Consider the following 22,474-nt stretch of genomic DNA (forward strand, 5'->3'; position numbering starts at 1 on the left):
AACAATAAAGATAGAATAAAATGACAGAGTCAGAGAAACAACAAATTATTAGCCTTGTGCTGCAAGCGTTGAAGACAAACAGTCTTACAATAGAACAACTGGCTGATACAACAGAGCTATCTAGAGATATGTATGTTGAAGTTAGTGGTGGTCGGAAAATATCTATTGATTTGCTTTCAAGTACCATTGCTAAAATGGTGAATGGGGATTTTGATGCATTAGTGGAGAATGTCAATAAGATTGCAAAAGATTTATCGAATGGAGACGCCGAGTTGTTGAAACGTATAACAGGAGTGTCTGATAAATCCAATCCTTTGACTGACCCATTCAAAAGTATTGGCTCTTTTACTACTATTGGTAGCTTTAAGGATAAATTGAAAACAATGTATTCCGGGGATTCTTCTATTGGGAATTATCGGTGTATTTTGTCTGTTGATTCGTCTAAGATTCCTGTAAATATACAAATTGAACGGTTGGAGCTTGATAAGGTTTGTCAATCATTCACTTCGTGTATACAACTGGCTACCATGTCAGACAATGCCGAAGGTGTATATTTAGGTACAGTTTGTACAATCTCACGAATAGGTATTGTTTCCAATGAGAGTGTTACATGGGGCAAATGGACCTCTGTAATAAATGACTTTGAGGAAAGGATAGGAAAAGCGAACGGTATCGCTCCTTTGAACGAAGAAAGTAAAGTCCCTTCTGAATGTCTGCCTGAACCGTTGTCTCTTGGGGAAAGTGAAGATGAAGCCTTCCCCGGCGACCGTGGAAAGGCTTTAGAGGATGCAATGACAAATATCCCTTCCGACATAATCAAACCTGATTCATTCTCCGTCCTGTCTGACGCTTCCTATCTCAATGTGTATTTTAAGAAAGTGTCCAAAACAACCGGTAAAGAAACGGATGACAGCTTCCGTCTGCCTTCTGCTACCCTTGAACAAGCCGGCCTTTTGTCCGCCGAGGATAAGCAAGCCCTTGAGGATATGAAGAGCGGCACGCCCGCTGACGATGTAACACACCCCATCGTCATTGTTGATGAGATCCGCCCATTGAAAGACGGCTACTATACCCTTGAAACCGCTATTGCCGCCATTGTCTCCTATCAACAGGAATCTGGCGTCAAATATGAGCGAACGGGTCTCATCATTACTTACAAAACAGGCGAGTATGAAATGGAAACCCGGCAGTTCCAGGGTGCTGTGTCCGATTTTGCGACCCCTTCTCTTTGGAAACCCTTCGGGAATGGTGGTGGCAGTTCCGTTTTTGAAACTTCCGATGAACCGGCGGAAGGGGGAAAGGACGCCTTTTCAACTGGTGGCGCCTATGCCTATGTTCCGGCCAACCTCGACGTAAACGTGGAAACAGAAGGCATTGTAAAACTTCAGATGAAGAACGCTGCCGGTGAAACCCTTGGCGATGAAGTGCAGTTCGCTATCGGCACGGGTGGCGGCGGTCAAACTGGTGGTACCATTGTTGCCATTGCTTTCCAGTCGACACCTGTCTATGGCTCTTACGGCTCCACGCTACGAACCTTTGCCGCCATTCGTTCCGTGACCTCGAACGGTGTCGAATCCTCTGACAACCTGATTGAGAAACTGGAACTCGTAGACCGTGAAAGCGGGCTTACCGTCTGGACTGAAACCGTCAACAAAGCATCTTCCGGTGACATGAAGGACTTCTCCTTTGAACTGGACTTCACCACATACTTTACGGCTGCTGGTACTCGGAAATTCAAGCTGATAGCCACTGACGAAAGCGGCAACACCGGTTCCAAGAATGTCAATGTAACAGCTGTTGATATTACCTGTACCTGTGTGCAGGTGCTCAACTATACCCCTGAAACTCTGCTTACTCCGACAACTGAAAGTTTCAGCCTTCCACTCTATAAGTTCGGAAACAACACCTCTGATAAAGGTATCAGTGCCCAGGTTGACATCAAGATTAATGGTGAATGGCAATCCCTGTCTACCACCGTTGTAAATGACAACTACTCGCACTCCGTTGTAATCCGCCCTGCTTCCCTCGGCCTAGAACACGGTACCTATCCCTTGCGAATCCAAGGAACGGATGTCGCATCCGGAGTGAAAGGAAATGTCATCTACACGGCTGTCATGGTAATTGACCCGAATAGTTCTACACCTCTTGTCGCCTTGAGATACGATGATAAAAACGGTGGAGTAGTCCGACTGTATGAAACCGTAGAACTTGATGTTGCCTGTTATGACCCGTTGGAAATGACTTCACCCGTCAGCGTGAAAGCCAATGACGTGCAAGTAACACAAATTGCTGCCAGTCGTAACAAAACCTATCAGGTCAAACAACAACTGCAGGGCTACAAGGCTGACGGCACCGATACGGTCAACTATACCGCCGTATGCAAGGACGTGACTAGCGAACCTGTCCGGGTGACAGTTAGCGGTTCCGCCATTGACGCCGCCATAAAAGAAGGCGCCATCTATAACTTTGACTTCTCATCCCGTACCAATCAGGAAACTGACCATAGCATTGTCAGCGGTAATTATGAAATGAAAGTGGACGGTGCCAACTGGACTACCAACGGTTTTGGCACATTCTTGGGTGAGAACTGCCTTCGCGTAGCCGAGAATGTGGGCGTGTCATTAAACCATGCCCCGTTTGCCGGCTCGTCCATCGAATCCAACGGTGCCGCCATCCAGTTCGCTTTCGCTTCCAAGAACGTGACCGATGATGATGCCCTGCTCCTTAGCTGCTATGACGAAACGTCCGGTGCCGGCTTCTATGTCACCGGCCGGGTGGTCGGCATCTTCTGTAACAATGGCGTTTCCCGTCGTGAAGAACGCGCCTATCGACAGGGTGAAAAGATAACCGTAGCCGTGGTTGTTGAACCTGCAAGCAACTACGTTGAACGTGACGGCACACGGTATTCCATGATGAAACTCTTCCTCAACGGTGAGGAAGTCGCCTGCCTTGGTTATGTTCCGGGCGGCGGCTCCCTGATTCAGACCAAGTATATAACGATGGACGGCAAACTGGGTGATTTGTATCTTTATTACATGATGGCCTGGAACTCCTATATGGAATGGGCACAGGCGTTCAAGAACTACCTTGTCCGTCTGACCGATACAGAGGTAATGGTGAAGGAATACGCCTTTGAGGACATCCTTAAAAGCCAGACAGCCGAGGGTAGTACCCAAAGCCGCCCGTCGGCTGCCGAAATCTATTCACGCGGTATGCCTTACATTGTCGAATGCCCCTATGAAGGCTCCGATATAGAAGCACTGGACGGCACCACTTCCACCAGTACGAAGATATACATCACGCTCTATTACTTTGACCCCGACGCCCGTGGCGTAACTTCAAGGCCGTGAGTGTCCAAACCCGCAACCAGGGAACCACCTCTGCCAAACGCCCGGTAAAGAATAAACGCTACTACCTCGCCAAGAGCAAAGGCAAAAACAAGGACACTCGAATCATACTACTTAATCCGGACGATACGACGGAGGAAGGACGCCGTGCAATAGCCTTGGCTGCCATCAACAAAGTACAGGTCGGTGATAATACAATCCCGGTCGATGTCATTACCGTAAAAGTCGATTACTCCGATTCCGGCAATGCGAACGACTGCGGCGCCTGTGAAATGATGAACGTTACATACCGTGCCTTAGGTGGTAACTATATGACACCTGTCCAACGTGCATTTGACGGAACATTTGACAGCGGTGACTTGCATATCGAAGACTTGCAGATGAACCACTCTACCGCCAATCACCCGGTAGCCACCTATCGGTGTAAGGATGACAGCCTGCAAAACGTCTATTTCCATGCCAAAGGCAACTGGAAAGAAGACAAAGGGGAACAGTTCGCCCTCGGCTTCAAAGATACCCCCGGCTATAACAAAGGTTGCCTGAATTATGGTGACTTCATAGAGTTCTTCGGTACTCCTGACGAAACTTTAGATGCAATTGAGATACGCTTCAAACAGACTGACGGACTCGATACGGACAGCGTGTACCTGCTTTCCCTGTATTGTGGCAGCTCATACCGGATAATGAGGTATCAGGACGGCTCATGGAAAAAGCAGTCCGGTTCCATGAAGTATGAAAACGGCAAATGGAATGTCACCGGTGACGTCCTGAATCCGGTCGAAGGCTTTGAACTTCTGAACTACCAGGGAATGGACTGGTTCCAGGGCGTCGGCTCCGTTCAGGACATGATGGCCATGAAAACGGACAAGTCCTCATGGGTTCAGAAACTCGTGGATAACGGAACTATCTCTGCTGATACCTTCCCGGCATGGACTTACTACTTTGAATCGCTTGTCGATGATGACCAGCTCGCCATTGATTACGCTTTGGGTAAGAAAGTGCCCTATAACCTCTACCGATGGTTGCGCTTCTGTGATTCCTGCGATTACTCCAAAGGCGGGAACTGGCAAAGAACATGGAAGGAAAACCTGTATAAATACGCCTGCCCGGAAAGTGTCTTGAGTTATGACATCTTCACCGACTACCTTGCCGCCACTGACCAACGCGCCAAGAATATGCAGCCGATGTGGTTCTTGGAAGAGTATGCTTCCGTAACAGACGGTGTGTACAGCTCCGAGGATGCCATGCGCATGTACCTGAATAAAATCTATGACTGCGATACGCTCAACAGCAAGGACAACGACGGTGGTTGCACGGTTGATGCCGAGGTGGACCCCAACCGGACGAGCGATGAAACATTCACTAACCCTTATGCTGGCTACGGCTCCGTTCTGTTTAATAACATCTATCTCCAGCAAGTAGTGTGGACTGACTCATCCGGTACGGAACTCTCCCTGCGTACTGTTGCCGCCGCTATGCGTAACGTTCAGGCGACCATTGACGGCGTCACCCTGCACCCGTTCTCACCCGAGGAGCTACGCATTTCTTCATTGACAAACGGCTCAAAAAATGGCAGAAACTGGTTAGTTCTTACGACGGTGAACGGAAATACATCTCCTATACAGCCACCTCTGACGCTATTTACTTCTATGCCCTGCAAGGTCTTGGACTTACCGCCCTTCCGTCCTTCATTGAAAGACGTTGGCGTATTCGTGACGGCTATTTCCAAACAGGTGATTTCTTCAGCGGTGTAATTTCCGGGCGCGTATCTTCCAAACCAAACGCCACCATCCGGATTGTCGCCGCTAAAAACGGTTACTTCGGTGTTGGCAATGACGCTAGCGGCAACCTTTCCGAAAGCTGCTTCCTTGAAGCGGGCGAAGAATATGTATTCACCAACTTCTCACATGAGGAAGGCGCCTTGCTGTATATCTATCAGGCTGACCGCATGAAGCTGCTCGACCTGTCTGAAATCTCCCTGTCAAGTACGGTGAGCTTCTCCGCCATGCAACTTGTGGAAACCCTTATCTTGGGCTCTGACACCCATACGGAACAATCCATCGGTTCTTACGCACCGCTTACCTCGTTGAACTGCGGCGAAATGCCCTTCCTCGTATCACTCGATATCCGGAACACACAAATCGCTACGCTCGTCACCGACAAATGCCCACGTATCGCCCATATCAATGCGTCCGGTAGCAAACTGGAGAACATCACTCTTGCAGAGACTTCTCCGATTAATGACATCTCTCTTCCACCAACAATGACAAGCCTCCGTTTTGTCGGTCTTCCTGAACTGACCTATACAGGTCTTTCCGCCCCGTCCGGCCTGCAAATAGAATCCATGCCGAACGTCCAACGCCTGCGTCTTGAAACGTCGCCTAAACTTGACGCCATTCAGATGCTCCGTGACGTCCTCGCTTCACAAACGGCATCCCGTAAACTTTCCATGCTCCGTATCTCGAACATGACACTGAAGGCTGACGGCTCCGAGCTTCTTGCCATTCTCGAATATGGAGTTGCCGGAATAGATGAGGACGGCAACAGACAGGATAAACCGGTAGTCAACGGCACGTATGAACTGACAGTTATCCGTGAAACGGATGAAATCGAATCCCTTGAATCCGGTATCGACGGCCTTGTCATCCTTACCGTCATAGATGCCTACATCGACCTGATCAACTGGTTCAATAATGAGTCTTATGGCGGAGAACCGTACTACGATAACGTAACGCTGGACAACATCAATGAAGTCCTTGAATATTATAACGGCGAAACCTACGAAGAATATCTCGAACGCTTCGCTGAAGACAATATGGATATTAATGATTTAATCAACAAGTAACTATGACGAATGAACAAAGCGCAACGCTGCTTCGCTTGAATAAACAGGCACAAGTGGCAGCACTGAACGCCGTGGGCTTCTCGGATGTCACCGAGAATTCCCGCGCATCTGAATTTGGACAACGTATCAAGTGGGCCGCCGGTCTGCTTGATCTGCATCTTGCCTGTAATCGTATTTCGGATAACTCCAAGGCATACTTTACTGCTGCCGAATGGAACTCCCTTACGCTCGCTAATAAGCAACTGTATATCAAACGCGGGCTTCGTATCCGTGCCCATGGACACTCCTTCGTAATCGCCGCCCAGGAGTGCTATAATGCCGATATGACTACTACCTTCTATTGGGGCGGTCAGGGTAAAGCCATAGACGGCTGAACCAAAAAGGACTGGGTGCCATGTACGGCTGCTTCACGGGTGAGGAAGATACCGACCTGATTATCACCGGCCTGAAAGACCAAAACAATAGCGGTGTAATCGGTGCGCCGGCTGCCGAAGCCGCCCGTGCATACCGTGCCTACACTTTGGAAAGTGACGGTATCGAGGATGAATCCAACTGGTTCCTTCCTTCATCCGGCCAAATGCTTCTGATGTACCGCTACCGCGATAAAATCAATGAGATGATGCGTACCTTTTGGAGTAGTGACAGTATGCTGATGACTGATAAATACTACTGGTCATCAACAATTTGGGATACTAACTCCGCCTGGGCGTTCGAACTGAATACCGGGCGTATTACGAATCAAAACAAAAATTCAGCCCTTCTTCATGTGAGAGCTGTTGCTTCCGAATAGTATTAACTTAATATTATACAATAAAATGGATAAAAATATCGCCAACGCCATGCTTCTGCGCTTGAATAAACAAGACCAGATAGAAGCCTTAAAATCAATAGGTTTTACAACCGTGAATGAAAACACCCCCGCAAGCGACATCGCCAAATATATGCAATGGTCAGGTACGCTTCTTGACCTTTCTTTGGCTACGCTCCGGATTGAAGACGGTGAACAAGTCTTTTTCACGGCTTCCGAATGGAACTCCATGAGCGCGAATAATCGCTCCAAGTATATCCGTATCGGCATCCGACTTCGCGCCGAATGCCACCAGTTCATTATCGCCAAAAGCGACTGCGTTGACGCAGGCGGCAATAAAACGTTCAAATGGGGTGGCTACGGTACCGACCTACGCGGCCTGAAAAACTACGGCAGTGGTAACCAAGGACTCTATGATACCTTCGACGGCAAGGAAAATACCGATGTTATAATAGAAACCCTTGCAGGCGTCAAGGACACCCAGGGAACTGTCGGCGCCCCTGCCGCCGAAGTTGCCAGAGCCTATAAAGCCTGTACGCTTGAATCTGACGGAATTGAAGATACAACCGTGTGGAACCTGCCCGCATTGGGTGAACTTATGCTTATGGCCAAGTATAAAACCGAAATCAATGAGCTCATAACTTCTATGTTTGGCAATCAAAATATATTTACAAATGATTGGTATTGGTCTAGTACCGAATATGACGCTTCCAGCAGTTGGGGCGTGTACTTCACCCGCGGCGGCGTCACCACGCACATCCGCCAGTACGCGAACCGGGTTCGTCCCCTCGCCGCAATAAACTCTTTATCTCTTTAATTCTTTATCCCTTAAAGAGTTAGCTAAATAAAAGCCCCGGCAGGGGCTTTTTAGTTTCACTTTTTTGAGCTAAAATTGTGTTAATTGCTTTACAGTTATTAACTTTGTGTCTTCTAATACGTACATCAAAATATTAAAAAATTAACATGGCACTTACACAAGACCTTCCTATATCAAATTCGATGTATAAGCTTCTGAACCTTATCATTGATGCCCGGCAACAATTCCCCAAGGCGTTCCGGTATGAATTTGGTACGGAGTTGATGATGCTTGCCGTCCATTGTTGCGAATATATCCGTTATGCAAATACAGATATGAACCTTGAGCACCGTGCAGATTATCTGATGAAGTTTTTGTGTGAGTTTGATGCATTGAAATTACTGCTAAGAGTGTGTGAAGAACGACATTTGACCAGCCTGACTCAAACTGCCGAAATCTGTCTGCTTGCAGAGAGCATCGGTAAGCAAAGTACCGGTTGGTACAAAAAAACGGTTGCAGATCTCCAACGGCAAAAAGCTAACGGATCGCAACAAGTCGCAAAGCCGGAGTCATAATCGCCAAGGGGATTATGAGTGAGCAATTAGAATTATTTATTGGGCATCCCCCCGGTGATGAGCCGGGAAAGACTAAGATAGCGGATGCAACGGCTTCCAGCAGTTGGAACGTGAACTTCAACAACGGCAACGTCAACACGAACAACCGCCAGAACGCGAACCGGGTTCGTCCCCTCGCCGCAACAGGTAATATAATCTATGACATACTTCTTAGCAGTATTTTCGAAGCATCCGAAGATTGTGCCAGGCAGAAAAGAACGAGTACGGATTGTGTTGAGTTCTATAATGATTATCAGTCTGCATTGGTGCGGCTATGGTATTCTATTATTTACGGTGAATATGTACCGGACTTTTCAAAAGTATTCATACGGACTTACCCGGTATATCGGGAGGTTTTTGCCGCCGCTTTCATTGATCGTGTTGTCCATCACTGGATCGCTCTTCGTATCGAGCCGATTTTAGAGGAACGTTTTCGGGAACAAGGGAACGTCTCGAAGAACTGCCGGAAAGGTGAGGGATGTCTGTCTGCCGTGCACTATCTGAATAACATGATAGTCGAGGTCAGTGAGAATTATACTGCCGATGCGTACATTTTCAAAGATGACCTGTTCAGTTTCTTCATGTCTATCTCGAAATCGTTGGTATGGGAAATGCTGAACATATTCGTAAGGGACAATTATAAAGGCGATGATATTGAATGTCTGCTTTATCTTCTAGCCGTTACTATCTTTCATTGCCCACAAAATAAGTGTATCAGACGCTCTCCCGTCTCCATGTGGGACAAACTTCCCAGTAATAAGAGTCTGTTTCATAATGATCCTGACAGGGGAGTGGCTATCGGGAACTTGCCGTCGCAACTCATAGCTAACTTCTTGGCGTCTGTTTTCGATTATTATGTAATGGTGATATTAGGATTCAGGCATTATGTACGCTTTGTTGATGACTTTTGTATCGTGGTGAAATCTCCGGAAGAAATATTGTCCAAAGTCCATCTTCTTGATGGCTTCCTGAAAGAACAACTCCTTTTACGGTTGCATCCACGCAAACTGTATCTTCAGCATTATAAAAAAGGAGTCTTGTTTGTTGGGGCGTTCATTTTGCCTGGTAGAATTTATGTATCTAACAGGGTGGTTGGTAACACATATAACGCTGTCAGGAAATTTAATAAAATAGCTGAAAATGGATTTGCAGAAGCGTATGTTGAGAAGTTTGTGAGTACAATGAACTCTTATTATGGCCTGATGAAACACTTTGCAACGTACAATATCCGCCGTAAAATTGCAGCGATGTTGCTTCCTGAATGGTGGGAATATGTTTATATCGAAGGACATTTTGAAAAGTTTGTATTGAAGAATAAATATAACCATAGAAAACAACTAATTAAACATATCAAAAAACATGGATCAAAAAAATATCTTACCGCGTGGGATTGCTAAGCCTATCGAGCAACAGCCGGATGGAACCTGGATTGTGCGTCATCACTTCCGGGTGGTTGGTACCAGTGAGAATGGTGAAGAACTGGTAACTTTTGCCAGTTCGGAATATCCCGAGAAACCTACCTTGCAACAGATTCAAAGAAGTATTGACCGTTATCGGGTGTGTCTTACAATGTATGGAGATACAATTTCAGACGAAATAGAAAAGGTTGATCTTTCCGTGTATATGTTTACGGATTAATAGTTCAATCTGTTGGTTGTTTAGGGGTGCTTATCAAGCATCCCTTTTTTATTTATGGAAAAAGTGAAAATTATAATGTCTTGTTTTATAGATATTTATCATAGAATTGATTTCCAAGATTTTCCATTTTTGTAAAACTCGTTATTATACTCAATACATTTGTTCCATACAGAATATTTTATTAATAATTAAACGCTATGAGTATGGGTATAAAAGTATTGTATGATTGGCTTTTGCAATCTAACCGACCGGCACACGTCAAAGCCGGGATGTTCGTCTTTGTTGTAATGCTTGTTTTCTGTTTCCTTCTATTAGGCATTGATTTCTGTAAATCTGCTATTGTTTCTTTAACGACAACCGCCATTGCCGCAATAGTGGTTGAGTACATTCAGAAAAAGTGCGGGTTCATCTTTGATTGGCTTGACGCATTAGCTACTGTTTTGCTTCCTGGGCTGATTACTGTGTTTTCAATATTGGTAGTAACTTTATGATTAATATTATGAGATGGTTATATGAGTTATTTAATGTAGACCAGATACGAATTATTTTCGTTTCGATGTTCAGTTCTCTTCTTGCTTATTTAACGCCGACTAAAGGTTTTCTTATAGCATTAGTTGTAATGTTTGGATTTAATATTTGGTGCGGAATGAGGGCTGATGGTGTTTCAATTATACGTTGTAAAAACTTTAAGTGGGATAAGTTTAAAAATGCCTTGGTCGAACTTCTCCTCTATCTTATAATCATTGAAGTAGTCTTCTCCTTTATGAGCTTGATAGGAGACGGTGAGAACTCATTGTTAGTTATTAAGACTATTACGTATGTATTTTCTTATGTATATCTTCAGAACGCATTTAAGAATCTGATTATTGCTTATCCTAGAAACAAAGGGTTTCGTATAATTTATCATGTAATACGTTTTGAATTTAAGCGGCTACGCCTACGCACGTACAAGGAATTATTGATAGAATCGAAAACGAACTAGATAAAGAGGAAAGATATGAAAATATTGATTGATAACGGTCACGGTAGCAATACTCCGGGTAAGTGTTCTCCGATGGTAGGTTAAGGGAATACTCTTATACCCGTGAAATTGCTGGGCGTGTAGTATTTGAATTGCGTAAATTAGGTATTGATGCGGAACTGGTCGTGAAAGAGGAAATAGATGTTCCTTTGTCAGAACGTTGTAGGCGAGTGAATGAATATAAGACTTCTGAAGCAATTCTTATTTCTATCCATTGCAATGCAGCCGGTAATGGTTCAAATTGGATGCAAGCACGTGGTTGGGAAGCATGGACCAGTGTGGGACAGACAAAAGCCGATAAGCTGGCTGACTGTCTGTATGCTACTGCTGAAGAATGTTTGTTTGGAATGAAAATACGGAAGGATATGGCAGACGGTGATCCAGATAAGGAGAGTAGTTTTTATATCTTGAAACATACGAAGTGTCCGGCTGTTCTGACGGAGAATCTGTTTCAGGATAACAAAGAAGATGTGGATTTCCTGCTGTCAGAGGAGGGGAAACGGACTATTGTTTCTCTTCATGTGAAAGGCATTTGTAAATATCTAGGCATATGAAGTCTCTTCCGTGGATATTAGTCTGTCTATTGTTTGGCGTGATCGTGTGGATGCGTTGTCATCTGCACGATCTGTCAACTGTGTACATTAAGGGAGATACTGTACATGTCCGGGACACAGTAAGAGACACAATACCCAAACCGGCAAAGAGAACTCCAAAGCGTATCGATACGGTATATTTACCTATCTTGATAGATACTACGACTGACAGAACCGTAGAAGGTGATTCAATTCCGGTACTTGTACCTATTGTAAGCAAGGAATATAAAACTGATAATTACCGGGCCATAGTTAGTGGATATAAGCCTAGTCTTGATTTCATGGAGGTGTACAGAGACAAGGAAATTATTACTCTTTCACCTTTACAGAAGAAAAAACGTTGGGGATTAGGCTTACAGACAGGATATAGTTATCCGGGCGGTTGGTATGTTGGGGTGGGAATAAGCTGTAATTTGATTATGTGGTAATGAAAAAGGAAATACAATACACTAGTATTCGTAGATTACTTCTCCATTATTTTTTTTACTGCTAAATTCTTTTTGGATATTTCACATATTATTTATAATTTCGTATTTACATTTTAATCTAATCTTATGATGTAACTTATATAAATTATATTGAAGGTATGAAATATATATGTTTATTTCTTTTTGCGTGTATTTCAATAATATCCAAAGCACAAACTTTAATTCTATCAGAAAATGATTCTACGGTTATGACAGAATATAATGATGGGAATCTTTGGGCATATAGAAATGCGAATGGTTTTATCGTTGGCCTTACGACTTATGAAACGAAGGATGATTATGGAAAATATTATCGGATTGATGTTTTCATCAAGAATCAGTGTGATTCGTCGGTCATATTTACGCCGGACGATGTTACTTCTCATTTGCTGACTAATAGAGGAGATAATTATCAATTAATGGTATACACAAATGAAGCTTTTCAGAAAAAGATAAGAAAGTCTCAAAACTGGGCTATGGCCTTATATGGCTTTTCTTCTGGGCTTAGTGCAGGAAGTGCCGGATATTCTACATCTTATTCCACATCGTATTCGTCAAATGGTACCGCTTATACAACAGTGACCAACCATTATGATGCAAATGCGGCTTTTCAAGCTAATATGGCATCATCTTATCAACTACAAACATTGGGTAAAATGATGGATAATGATAGGGAAATAAAAAGGCAAGGATATCTAAAGAAGACAACAGTACATCCCAATGAGGGTATAATAGGATATATGAACATTAAAAGAAAAAAGGGAAAGATTCTAACTATAAATATACCTATCAATGGTTATGTTTATTCTTTTGATTGGGATGTAAGTAAATAATTGGATTGAAGGTAAATGAAAGGCAGCTTATTAGGCTGCCTTTTTTGTAATCCTTCCTATCAACAACACACGAATCAACAAACTCTCAAGAAGGGTTACATAAGATAGTACTAATATATAAATGAAAAGTTCGATCGTGGATATAAAAAAAGTGAGGGGAACCACCCCCTCACCAAAGTCAAACCAAAATAATCCGAATTATGTCCGTATTATCTTGATGTTGCAAAGATACAATTATTTTTCGATTAGACAATAAAAATCCCTGCATCGGCTCAATGCAGGGATGGTGTCAAATAAGAGCTTAACTGATTTTTAATGATGTCTGATGAATCATTTCGCTAACATCGTTCAAAGCGTTCAGGAACGTTTTGAGTTCATTGTCAGTAAAGCGAGCCTTTTTCCCGTTGACTATATTTCCGTTAATACGCTGATATAGCCAGTTTCTACTTTTACCAAAATATTTCTTTGCAATATAACTGAATGAGATTGCTTCGGGCAATTCTCCAAGTTTATCACGTAATATGGCTTCTTCCACTCTTTCTATATAATCATTGCAGGCATTTACCGTTGCTTTTAGCCCAGCTTCAGATGCTTTTTTGTAGGCTTCCTTTTGGGCTTCCGGTAGTTTATTATATTTATCCTGCATTTCCTTTTTGAAAGCTTCTTTTTCTTCTGTGGTTTTTAGTTCTTTGAATCTTTCAAAGTCAGCCTGCATTTCTTTTGTTGGCAGGCAATCATTCCAATCTATCATAGCTTTTAATGTTTGTCCCTCCCCGAAGAGGGGATGTTAATTACAACTTTTTTTAATTTCTCTTGGATTTCGTTCATCCGATCGAGTATGTCATTTATAAGCGCTTCCCGTTCTTTGGCATTTTCAGGAACCCCATAGGCCTCGTGAAATGAAGCGAGAAGTTTTAAATTCTCATACTCTTGTTCTAATTCTTTTTTTTCTTCATCTTTCATCAGTTAAACATTAAAATTAAGAACTCTTATTTGACACTACAAAGATAATAAGCATTTGGTTATTATGCAAATTCTTAGTGATTTATTTTATATGTGATTATTCATTTTTCAAGTTGTCAAGTATTTCCCTGATTGCTTTATCAGCGTGTTTTCTCATTATTGTGACATAGTTGAAGATTGGTCTATCTTCTTTCATTGATTGCCCGATACAGTATTCCAGTGTACTAAGAGGAATTCCCAGGTCATATCCATGTTGGACGAAAGATTTGCGGGCTGAATATAGGGTGAATTTATGCCTGATTCCTGCCACCTTGCCTAATTGACTGATTTTCCTGGCCAGCAGGTTATAGCAGGAGGTATAGTTCTTGTATTTCCCGAATATGATTTTCCCTGTATTCTTTTTCATATACTTTTTTATAATGGGCTTTGCTTCTTCGGGAATGGAAAAGGAAATCAGGGAGTCCCCCTCTTTGGTGTTTTTGGTCTTTTTTCGGATGTAGTTTATTTCATCCGTCCGGAAATCGTATGCTAGTATGTCTACTAGGTTCATGCCGGCAAGATAATAAGTAAGCATGAAAATGTCCCGTGTGACGTTGAGATTGTAATGCTCTAAATTGGCGTCCCTGATTGTCTTGAGTTCTTCGACGGTGATTTGCGTTTCCCTCTTTTGGGCTGATGGAATTCTGGCTGTGATGAAAGGGTCGATATCGTAGGTGACGTATCTCATCTTTATAGCATAGTTAATGATAACCTTTAGCAGGGTTATGTAGATGTTGATTGTGGTGCTTGACAGCTTTGTCTTTTTGAGCCATGATATGTACTGGTTCATTCTGATAGGGGTAATATGTTCCATGAGAGAACCGTTCCCGATGAATTGCATAAACTTGTTTGTGGCCAGCCGATAGAGTTTGTATGTCTTGGTACGTTCTTCTTCATCTATTTGGGACAGATATTCATCCACGATATCCTCGAACTTACGATGCTTTTCTCCGTTTAACGGGTTAGTTATCATTTTGACTAATTGCGTGCACGTGAGCGAATCAGGGTAGTCCAGTTCCATGTATCGCTTGAAATAAAGGTTGTATAGCTGTTGTAATTTTGTATTGAGAAAATCCTTGTCTGGACGGTGTACTATTTTACCGTTCTTAAACTCGTTTTCCCTTACCACTATATCCGTGGTGATGAATCTCGTTTCAGAGTTGTGTGCGACTCGAATTCTTATTTTGTGTGTCCCGTCTGATAACCTTTTTGCGGGAACTATTACCAATGTTAATGTAGCCATAATTTGTGTTTTTAGGGTAAAAATGGCGTTTTCGACCATTATTTTTTTAACATCCTATTGTAATTTACTTATAATCAGATTCTAATCCGGGAATTTTCCGACCATAATCCGACCATTTTATAGCGTCAAAAGTGACGTTTTTGCTCTCTATTATAGACTACTAATTGATAGGAAAAATAGTTCGATTGTGCTTTTAATATTCTGTATATCAATAAAATAAAAATCGGAAGCTCATGCTCGCTCGCAGGCTTCCGATCAACACAAAAACTAAACTAGACTTAACTAAACTATTCTATTCTTGGAATTTCACAATCCCTTTCTGTTCTTTGCAAAGGTAGATATAAAACGGATTTTGGCAAACTATAATCGACAAAAATCACTTTTTTACCGATAAAATAATGAATAATCAGCTCCTTTCGTCAAGAAAAGTCTGAAAAACTTGCTTGTAACTATCGCTGATAGGAATATATGTCTTGTCAAACACGATACGTCCGCGGTCAATCACACGTATTTTATCTTTCTGTACGATGAATGAGCGGTGCACACGTATGAAACGACTGGATGGCAAGAGCTCTTCCATGGCTTTCATACTCATCAGTGACAGGATAGGTTTGGGAGCGTCTTCCGTATATATTTTGATGTAATCTTTCAGTCCTTCGATATACATGATTTTCTTCAAGTCCACTTGTACCAGTTTGTAGTCACTTTTCACAAAGATACTATCTATCTCTTCCGGTTTCTGCACGAGTTCGAACCATTGGAGAGCTTTGTTGGCAGCTTGCAGGAAATCAACGTATGAGATTGGTTTTAGCAGGTAATCGAGTGCATTGACACGATAACCGTCGATGGCATACTGTCCGAAAGCGGTGGTAAATACAATACGGGTATGCGGATCTACCATCTTCGAGAACTCCAGACCGTTAAGCTCCGGCATCTGAATGTCCAGAAACAGGAGGTCGACCTCTTCGCCCGGCAATTCTTTCATCGCCTGAACCGCACTGGAATACTTTCCTGCAAGTTGCAGGAACGGAGTCTTATTCACATAACTCTCTAACAAGCTAAGAGCTAAAGGCTCATCGTCAACGATTGCGCAACGTAACATCATACTGTTTTATATCTAAAGTTTTATATCCAAAATCTTGTACTTGACGTTTTGTACTAAACATTTGTACTTAACGTTTTATACTGAACGTTTTTCTTTCTACTCTCTAATCTTGATACTCAATCTCGATTCGTATACCTTTTCATCTTTTGAGACGCCTTTCAACCACGTATAAGCTCCGGGATAAAGTATCTCCAACCGACGGCTGACTTGTTCCAATCCCACGCCCGATCCACTCTTATCCTCCACTGTCTTAGGATGATTACTATTGCGGATTTCACAAATCACTTCCTTATCATTCTCCAAAATATGAATACTGATGAAACTTGATTCAGTAGGGGAGATGCCATGCTTGAAAGCATTCTCTATCAAAGAGATAAAGATAAGCGGGGCAATGAGCATCTGACTGTCGGGCTGAATATCGAATTTAGTAATCATCTGCACGTTGGCGGACAGACGGATGCGCATCAGTTCGATATAATTGCGGATAAAATCGACCTCCTTACAGAGAGGAACGTATGTCTGCTGGTTATCATATAACACATAACGAAGCAGTTTGCTCAACTCCTGAACTGCCTGTTGCGCCTTGTCCGAATCAAATGCAATCAGTGCATAGATATTATTCAGCGTATTCAGCAGAAAGTGAGGGTTCAGTTGGTTCCGCAGGTTCTTCAGTTCCGCTTCCGCACGGTTCCGTTCCGCCTCTTTTCGGGCAGCTTCATTCTGTGTCCATCGGGCACTCATGCGGATAGCGGCACTTAGTCCGATAGTGAATACGAGACTCAACATATCCCTAAGGAAAAACAACCATCCCGGAGGCATCCCCGGTCTTTTTGATTTGGGAGCGAATGACGGATCGAACGTCAGACTTTGCCAGAGATGAAGCAACACACCGATGGCGCATAAAAAGATAATATTGTAGACCACATATCTTTTGGCCTGACTCTGGAAAAGATAGCGCGGCACAAGAATGAAATAATTCACGTAGAACACAATCATGAAAGAGAGTGGTACGGCAAGGTGGCGTGTATAAGCCATCCAGTTGATGTTCCCGTTTCCACGTTCGACGAAGAAGAACGGGAAACCGAACATAATCCCCCAGCTGATAATGTGTATCAGTACTTCCAGGGGACGACGTGCGGATGTAAAGGTTTGTTTCATAAAGACAAAGATAATTCTTTTATTGGTAATTATCCATTTTATTCGTATCTGATGGCTTCTATCGGATCTAAATCTGCTGCTTTCTTAGCCGGATACCATCCGAAGAAGACTCCTGTAACTGTACATACTGCGAAGGAGAGGAATACGCTCCACGGCTGGATATAGATAGGCCAATGCGCTACGCTCTTGACAATCCAACTGGCTCCGCAGCCGATAATCACTCCGATGATACCTCCCGTGATACTAATCATGATGGCTTCGATGAGGAATTGACTTAGAATGTCGACCCCGCGTGCGCCGACAGACATACGCAGACCGATTTCACGGGTACGCTCCGTAACGGATACATACATGATATTCATAATCCCGATACCACCCACTACCAGCGAAATACCTGCGATGCAAGCAAGCAGAGTAGTCATCAAATCGGTGGTTGAGTTGAGCATCGTGCTCAATTCCTGTTGGGTGCGGATGGTGAAATCATCATCATCCGAAGCCTTCAGTTTATGGTTGCGGCGGAGGATTGTACTGATTTCGTCAGTTGCATAGTCCGTCATATCCTCGGTGAGGGCAGAGGCAAATACTCCCTGCAAATACGTAACGGCAAGCAGACGTTTCATTACGGTGGTATATGGTGCAAGCACTACGGCATCTTGGTCTTGTCCCATAGAGTTGTACCCTTTTGCTTTGAGCACTCCTACTACACGGAAAGGTATTTTGTTGAAACGGATAATCTTACCAACCGGATCACTTCCGTCCGGAAACAGATTGTCGACTATGGTCTTTCCAATCACGCACACTTTGGCCGAGCTCTGTATGTCAGCTTCTGTAAACATATCTCCGTTCTCAACAGTCAGTTGGCGAATATCGAGATATTCTGTTCCGACACCGTTCACCGAAGCCGGATAGTTGTTGTTACCGGCAATAAGCTGTCCCGATGACGAAACATTGGGACTGATGGCAGACAGGAAACTGGTCTCATCGCGCAAGGCCTCGTAATCGGCAAGCTTCAAGGTCTGCATCGCAGACGGGTCCTGCCGGACACCTCCACGCATATCGGCTCCCGGATGAATCATAATCATGTTCGATCCCATTTCGGAAATCTGCTGCTGGATGCTTTTCTTCGAACCTTGTCCGATAGCCAGCATCGTGATGACGGAAGCAACACCGATAATGATACCGAGCATGGTTAGAAAAGCACGCAGCTTATTGTTCGCCAATGCCCGGAGAGCTATCTTTAATAAATTAGTTCCATTCATGTTTATAAAGTTATGGAGTTATTAATGGGGTTCTGAAGGTATAAGGCTATTATAAGGTTATAAAGTTATGAGACTGTAAAATGTTGGCGTGATGCTCTAAGCATATCATCTTATAACTTCATTGTTCCTTATCACATGAATTGCCTCTTATAACTTCATTACTCCTTATCACATTAATTAATCCTCGTCATTCTTTGGCAATGCAGCCAGCGCTTCGGCGGCAGACAGAATTTTGGGATTGGTCGTATCTTCTATAACCTGACCGTCACGCAGCCGGATATTCCGGCTGCTATATTGCGAAAGTTCGGGATTATGTGTCACAAAGATAATCGTACGTCCCTTTGCATGAAGTTTCTGAAACAGTACAAGTATCTCGAAGGAAGTACGGCTATCGAGGTTTCCGGTCGCTTCGTCGGCAAGAATTACTGCCGGATTGTTGACCAAGGCACGTGCAATGGCTACCCGTTGCATCTGCCCGCCGGACATCTGGTTGGATTTGTGTTCCAGACGATCCCCCAATCCTACGGCCTGTAAAGATTCGATGGCACGTCGACGACGTTCGGAAGCACTGACGGCAGAGTTATACATCAGCGGTAGTTCCACATTTTCCACTGCCGTTGTTTTAGGCAACAGATTGTAGCTTTGGAACACGAATCCAATCTTCCGGTTTCTTAGTACCGCACGTTGAGGCTTGCTCATCGTACGTACGGGAATATCGTCGAGCAGATACTCTCCGCTGGTCGGGGTGTCCAGGCAGCCTAATATATTAAGCAGCGTAGACTTCCCCGAACCGGAAGTACCCATGATGGTGACAAACTCCCCTTCATTGATATTGAACGAAACGCCCCGCAATGCGTGAACGGTCTCGTCGCCTACCTGAAAGTTACGTTTGATATTTTGTATTTCAATTACTTTTTTCATCGTAAATAATGTGCTAATGCGCCAATTCGTTATTGGCACATTGAATAATTATTTTTTCTTCTTACTTCCCGGAGGGCCTGGCATGAACGGGCTTCTTTCTCCGCCATTTTCCATATTTCCTTCAGGTCCCATGTTTTCACCGGGCATTACACCTATAGTAGCTTCGGTTACCACCTTTGTCCCTTCAGGAATACCACTGATAATTTCGGTGGATATACCGTTGCTGATTCCCACTTCTACCGGATGAGCGGTGAATGTAGTTCCTTCGCGCGTCCAAAGTTTATGTTCGCCTTCGCAATCTTTCACGATGTCATTTTTACCGATCAGTGGTTTTTCCGGTGTGAATCGTAAGGCTTTGTTCGGAACGGACAATACGTCTTTTTTGTCAAGGATATAAATCGTGACATTAGCCGTCAAACGCGGCTTCAGTTTCAAGTCAGGGTTGGGGGCAGAGATGACTACTTCGTAAGTGACTACTGTTGAAGTGCTGTTCGTGCTGCTCGTACTGCTTGCGTCGCCCAAACGAATCTGTGTAACCACACCTTCGAATACATCATTCGGATAAGCATCTACCGTGAAGCTGGCTCGTTGGCCTTCTATGATACCACCTATATCAGCTTCATCTACGTCGGCTACTACTTGCATCTGTGTCAGGTCGGCAGCAATGGTAAACAGTGTCGGAGTTTCGAATCCGGAAGCAACGGTTTGTCCTGCTTCTACATCACGGCTGATGACTACTCCGTCAATCGGTGAAGTAATGGTAGCGTAAGATAGGTTACGTTCCGCTTTCGCGAGCGATGCCTTACTGCTGTCATAGCTGCTTTTCGCTTTCTGATAATTGTAGAGTGCCTGTTCGAAGTCCGTATCACTAATCAGTGACTTTTCGTGCAAGCCTTTGCTGCGTTCATAATTCTTTTTCTGATATTCATATTCAGCTTTCGCACCATCGTAAGTTGCCTGCTGTGAGGCCAGTTCACTTTGCAATGTGACACGGTCCATCTCAGCAATCAGTTGTCCTTTGGTTACTTCCGAGTTGTAGTCTACGTAAATTTTGTCGATGATACCGGACACCTGCGTACCGACTTCTACTTCCGTTACCGGTTCGATCGTTCCGGTAGCAGTCACCGAATTTGAAATATCGCCTTTACTGACAGTAGCGGTGGCGTACGTCACTTTGTGTTTGGCGGGTGAACCGGCAAAGAGCCATATTCCTGCTCCTACAACCACGACGACTACTACGGCGATTAGAATAATCTTTTTCGTTTTCATTCGTTTATTATGCTTTTACTTATTTATAATGCTGATTTTATACTCTTTATAAAGCTAATTGATCTCCCTGATAGAACTTCAGCAACTGCGTATTCAGTATAGCCATATATTTAGCCTGAAGCTGTTCCTGCTGTGCTTGCAGCAAATTATTTTTTTCAGTAAGGAGTTCTACGGTATTCTTCATTCCCAGATTAAACTGTTCGCTAATCAACTCATAGCTGATTTGTGTACTTTTCAACTTTTCGTTTGCGGCAGCATAACGCTGTTGCGCGCTGTTGGCATCCAGCCAAAGGCTTTCAATGGTTTTGTACAGTGCCTTTTGTTCGTCAAGCAAGGATAACATGCTCGTTTCGTACTGCAATTTAGCTTTTTGTACGGCACTTTTCGTTTGACGGTTATTGAAGATAGGTACACTGACAGACAGTCCGATAGAGTTGTTCCATCCGTTCTTCACTTGTTCTCCGAAGGTGAAATCGCTGCCGCTGGTATGGTTGGTTCCGATTCCTGCGCTAAGGCTGATGGTAGGGAAATAGCTCGATTTAGCGATATTGATACCCAGTTCAGAAGCTTCTACATTCAGTTTGCTCGCTTCAATCTCCGGACGAAGGCTCAATGCGCTGATGTACACATCTCTTTTGGTAGGCAGCGGAGCCAGTACATTTTCGTCGGACAGGGCAGGGAGGTAGATGTTCATTTCATTCTCCCCATCCAGTTCGAGCAGTTGTTTCAGTTGCAATTTGTAATCTTCAAGAGTGGCTTGCGCGGTGACAAGTTGGTATCGGTCGGTGCTCACCTGTGCTTCCAGTTGCGCGAGGTCACTTTTGGCAATACTTCCGGCATTCAGAAGTTCCTGTCCTCGGTCGCGCTGCGCAATGGAAACTTGCAGGGTGTTTTCGTTTACTTTCACAGATTCGGCTGCATAAAGAATCTGGATATATACTTGGGCGATAGACTCCTGAATATTATTTTCGGAAGTCGCCACATCCAGCTCGGCCATCTGATTATTCAACTTCTCCTGTTGGATGGTTTTCAACCGTTTATTACCATTATATAGAGTCCACGAAGCATTCAGTCCATAATTACCGTTGTAGCTCGTTTTGCTGTTGCTACTGATAATCTCGCTACCGCTCACCCGGCTACTTGTCTCTTGGTACGGACGATTCACCACCTGATGGCCGGTAGAAAACGAAAGACTGGGGAACAAGGCAGCTTTAGCTGTCTTCACATCAATCTGCGTGCTGGCCGCAGTGATCCGGTTCTTGCGAATTGTAATGTTCTGCTCCTTTGCATAGTTGATGCATGACTGCAAGTCCCATTGATCCGGGATTTTCGTTTTTTTCAGCGTATCGACTTGCAGCGGAGAAACCTGGGCAGATATGCCGGACAGCATACTTGCTCCAAGAAATGTCATCACTGTCAATCTTCTTACATTTATCATATTCATACTTCTATTGATTTACTGTTAGCGAAGGTACGTACATATTATATATGCCGCAAAAACGATAGACGGATGACGTTATTTCGCCGTTAAATGATTTTTTTCTGTCGATAGGTA

19 protein-coding genes and 3 pseudogenes are annotated in these 22,474 nt (G+C 43.8%); 13 read left to right on the forward strand and 9 right to left on the reverse strand.

The window, feature by feature from the left end; genetic code table 11:
- Window positions 1–20 precede the first annotated feature (20 nt).
- From DXA05_RS26905 to DXA05_RS01835, 13 genes and pseudogenes are all read left to right on the forward strand, one after another.
- Window positions 21–3,350 carry a hypothetical protein gene (locus tag DXA05_RS26905; RefSeq protein ID WP_284515367.1) on the forward strand — a complete coding sequence of 1,110 codons (3,330 nt, stop codon included), beginning with the start codon at window positions 21–23 and terminating at the stop codon, window positions 3,348–3,350.
- A complete protein-coding gene (locus DXA05_RS26910; RefSeq protein ID WP_284515368.1) occupies window positions 3,347–5,101 on the forward strand; it encodes a hypothetical protein in 1,755 nt (584 codons plus the stop codon). Before DXA05_RS26905 ends, DXA05_RS26910 begins: the two co-directional genes overlap by 4 nt.
- Before the next feature lie 167 nt (window positions 5,102–5,268).
- The gene (locus tag DXA05_RS26915; RefSeq protein WP_284515369.1) at window positions 5,269–6,192 is read left to right on the forward strand and encodes a hypothetical protein; all 924 of its coding nucleotides are present in this window, start codon (window positions 5,269–5,271) and stop codon (window positions 6,190–6,192) included.
- Window positions 6,193–6,194: 2 nt separating this feature from the next.
- Window positions 6,195–6,982, forward strand: a pseudogene (locus DXA05_RS01790) (Vir protein).
- A 25-nt stretch (window positions 6,983–7,007) separates the two neighbouring features.
- A complete protein-coding gene (locus DXA05_RS01795; protein WP_128858689.1) occupies window positions 7,008–7,817 on the forward strand; it encodes a DUF1566 domain-containing protein in 810 nt (269 codons plus the stop codon).
- Window positions 7,818–7,963: 146 nt separating this feature from the next.
- On the forward strand, window positions 7,964–8,371 hold the full coding sequence (locus tag DXA05_RS01800) for a four helix bundle protein (RefSeq protein ID WP_004300306.1): 408 nt from the start codon (window positions 7,964–7,966) through the stop codon (window positions 8,369–8,371).
- Window positions 8,372–8,385: 14 nt separating this feature from the next.
- Window positions 8,386–9,807: an RNA-directed DNA polymerase gene (locus tag DXA05_RS01805; RefSeq protein WP_128858690.1), complete on the forward strand. Its 1,422-nt coding sequence runs from the start codon at window positions 8,386–8,388 to the stop codon at window positions 9,805–9,807.
- Window positions 9,770–10,048: a hypothetical protein gene (locus DXA05_RS01810; RefSeq protein WP_004300310.1), complete on the forward strand. Its 279-nt coding sequence runs from the start codon at window positions 9,770–9,772 to the stop codon at window positions 10,046–10,048. Before DXA05_RS01805 ends, DXA05_RS01810 begins: the two co-directional genes overlap by 38 nt.
- Before the next feature lie 203 nt (window positions 10,049–10,251).
- The gene (locus tag DXA05_RS01815; RefSeq protein ID WP_004300312.1) at window positions 10,252–10,539 is read left to right on the forward strand and encodes a hypothetical protein; all 288 of its coding nucleotides are present in this window, start codon (window positions 10,252–10,254) and stop codon (window positions 10,537–10,539) included.
- Window positions 10,536–11,062: pseudogene (locus DXA05_RS28285) on the forward strand (hypothetical protein). Before DXA05_RS01815 ends, DXA05_RS28285 begins: the two are co-directional and overlap by 4 nt.
- Window positions 11,046–11,623, forward strand: a pseudogene (locus DXA05_RS01825) (N-acetylmuramoyl-L-alanine amidase). Before DXA05_RS28285 ends, DXA05_RS01825 begins: the two co-directional pseudogenes overlap by 17 nt.
- The gene (locus DXA05_RS01830) at window positions 11,620–12,090 is read left to right on the forward strand and encodes a DUF6808 domain-containing protein (RefSeq protein WP_004318760.1); all 471 of its coding nucleotides are present in this window, start codon (window positions 11,620–11,622) and stop codon (window positions 12,088–12,090) included. The pseudogene DXA05_RS01825 and the gene DXA05_RS01830 overlap by 4 nt, the downstream one beginning before the upstream one ends.
- Before the next feature lie 158 nt (window positions 12,091–12,248).
- Entirely contained in the window at window positions 12,249–12,962 is a 714-nt protein-coding gene (locus DXA05_RS01835; RefSeq protein WP_004318758.1) for a hypothetical protein, read from the forward strand.
- Window positions 12,963–13,263: 301 nt separating this feature from the next.
- Here DXA05_RS01835 and DXA05_RS01840 read toward each other — a convergent pair whose 3' ends face one another.
- From DXA05_RS01840 to DXA05_RS01880, 9 genes are all read right to left on the reverse strand, one after another.
- Window positions 13,264–13,713, reverse strand: coding sequence for a DUF5053 domain-containing protein (locus tag DXA05_RS01840; RefSeq protein ID WP_004300324.1), 450 nt, complete (start codon window positions 13,711–13,713; stop codon window positions 13,264–13,266).
- Between the two features lie 5 nt (window positions 13,714–13,718).
- A complete protein-coding gene (locus DXA05_RS01845; protein WP_128858691.1) occupies window positions 13,719–13,925 on the reverse strand; it encodes a hypothetical protein in 207 nt (68 codons plus the stop codon).
- A 97-nt stretch (window positions 13,926–14,022) separates the two neighbouring features.
- Window positions 14,023–15,246, reverse strand: coding sequence for a site-specific integrase (locus DXA05_RS01850; protein ID WP_004318751.1), 1,224 nt, complete (start codon window positions 15,244–15,246; stop codon window positions 14,023–14,025).
- A gap of 367 nt (window positions 15,247–15,613) precedes the next feature.
- On the reverse strand, window positions 15,614–16,312 hold the full coding sequence (locus tag DXA05_RS01855; RefSeq protein WP_004313366.1) for a LytTR family DNA-binding domain-containing protein: 699 nt from the start codon (window positions 16,310–16,312) through the stop codon (window positions 15,614–15,616).
- A 96-nt stretch (window positions 16,313–16,408) separates the two neighbouring features.
- Window positions 16,409–17,470, reverse strand: a complete 1,062-nt coding sequence (locus DXA05_RS01860; protein WP_128858692.1) for a histidine kinase — start codon at window positions 17,468–17,470, stop codon at window positions 16,409–16,411.
- Between the two features lie 38 nt (window positions 17,471–17,508).
- On the reverse strand, window positions 17,509–18,729 hold the full coding sequence (locus DXA05_RS01865; RefSeq protein WP_087318344.1) for an ABC transporter permease: 1,221 nt from the start codon (window positions 18,727–18,729) through the stop codon (window positions 17,509–17,511).
- A gap of 177 nt (window positions 18,730–18,906) precedes the next feature.
- Window positions 18,907–19,650 carry an ABC transporter ATP-binding protein gene (locus DXA05_RS01870; RefSeq protein WP_128858693.1) on the reverse strand — a complete coding sequence of 248 codons (744 nt, stop codon included), beginning with the start codon at window positions 19,648–19,650 and terminating at the stop codon, window positions 18,907–18,909.
- 48 nt (window positions 19,651–19,698) lie between these two features.
- Entirely contained in the window at window positions 19,699–20,919 is a 1,221-nt protein-coding gene (locus tag DXA05_RS01875; protein ID WP_087318343.1) for an efflux RND transporter periplasmic adaptor subunit, read from the reverse strand.
- 46 nt (window positions 20,920–20,965) lie between these two features.
- Window positions 20,966–22,363: a TolC family protein gene (locus tag DXA05_RS01880; RefSeq protein ID WP_165861460.1), complete on the reverse strand. Its 1,398-nt coding sequence runs from the start codon at window positions 22,361–22,363 to the stop codon at window positions 20,966–20,968.
- Window positions 22,364–22,474 lie beyond the last annotated feature (111 nt).

The sequence above is a fragment of the Bacteroides sp. AM54-2NS genome (assembly GCF_003602935.1).
Lineage (GTDB): Bacteria > Bacteroidota > Bacteroidia > Bacteroidales > Bacteroidaceae > Bacteroides > Bacteroides xylanisolvens.

Excerpts from the sequence above, each read along its gene's own strand:
- DXA05_RS01875 (WP_087318343.1), bottom strand. The coding sequence starts at position 20,919 with ATGAAAACGAAAAAGATTATTCTAATCGCCGTAGTAGTCGTCGTGGTT.
- DXA05_RS01865 (WP_087318344.1), bottom strand. The coding sequence starts at position 18,729 with ATGAATGGAACTAATTTATTAAAGATAGCTCTCCGGGCATTGGCGAAC.
- DXA05_RS01830 (WP_004318760.1), top strand. The coding sequence starts at position 11,620 with ATGAAGTCTCTTCCGTGGATATTAGTCTGTCTATTGTTTGGCGTGATC.
- DXA05_RS01835 (WP_004318758.1), top strand. The coding sequence starts at position 12,249 with ATGAAATATATATGTTTATTTCTTTTTGCGTGTATTTCAATAATATCC.
- DXA05_RS01860 (WP_128858692.1), bottom strand. The coding sequence starts at position 17,470 with ATGAAACAAACCTTTACATCCGCACGTCGTCCCCTGGAAGTACTGATA.
- DXA05_RS01815 (WP_004300312.1), top strand. The coding sequence starts at position 10,252 with ATGGGTATAAAAGTATTGTATGATTGGCTTTTGCAATCTAACCGACCG.
- DXA05_RS01870 (WP_128858693.1), bottom strand. The coding sequence starts at position 19,650 with ATGAAAAAAGTAATTGAAATACAAAATATCAAACGTAACTTTCAGGTA.
- DXA05_RS01795 (WP_128858689.1), top strand. The coding sequence starts at position 7,008 with ATGGATAAAAATATCGCCAACGCCATGCTTCTGCGCTTGAATAAACAA.
- DXA05_RS01845 (WP_128858691.1), bottom strand. The coding sequence starts at position 13,925 with ATGAAAGATGAAGAAAAAAAAGAATTAGAACAAGAGTATGAGAATTTA.
- DXA05_RS01800 (WP_004300306.1), top strand. The coding sequence starts at position 7,964 with ATGGCACTTACACAAGACCTTCCTATATCAAATTCGATGTATAAGCTT.
- DXA05_RS01855 (WP_004313366.1), bottom strand. The coding sequence starts at position 16,312 with ATGATGTTACGTTGCGCAATCGTTGACGATGAGCCTTTAGCTCTTAGC.
- DXA05_RS01805 (WP_128858690.1), top strand. The coding sequence starts at position 8,386 with ATGAGTGAGCAATTAGAATTATTTATTGGGCATCCCCCCGGTGATGAG.
- DXA05_RS01810 (WP_004300310.1), top strand. The coding sequence starts at position 9,770 with ATGGATCAAAAAAATATCTTACCGCGTGGGATTGCTAAGCCTATCGAG.
- DXA05_RS26905 (WP_284515367.1), top strand. The coding sequence starts at position 21 with ATGACAGAGTCAGAGAAACAACAAATTATTAGCCTTGTGCTGCAAGCG.
- DXA05_RS01840 (WP_004300324.1), bottom strand. The coding sequence starts at position 13,713 with ATGATAGATTGGAATGATTGCCTGCCAACAAAAGAAATGCAGGCTGAC.
- DXA05_RS01850 (WP_004318751.1), bottom strand. The coding sequence starts at position 15,246 with ATGGTCGAAAACGCCATTTTTACCCTAAAAACACAAATTATGGCTACA.
- DXA05_RS01880 (WP_165861460.1), bottom strand. The coding sequence starts at position 22,363 with ATGAATATGATAAATGTAAGAAGATTGACAGTGATGACATTTCTTGGA.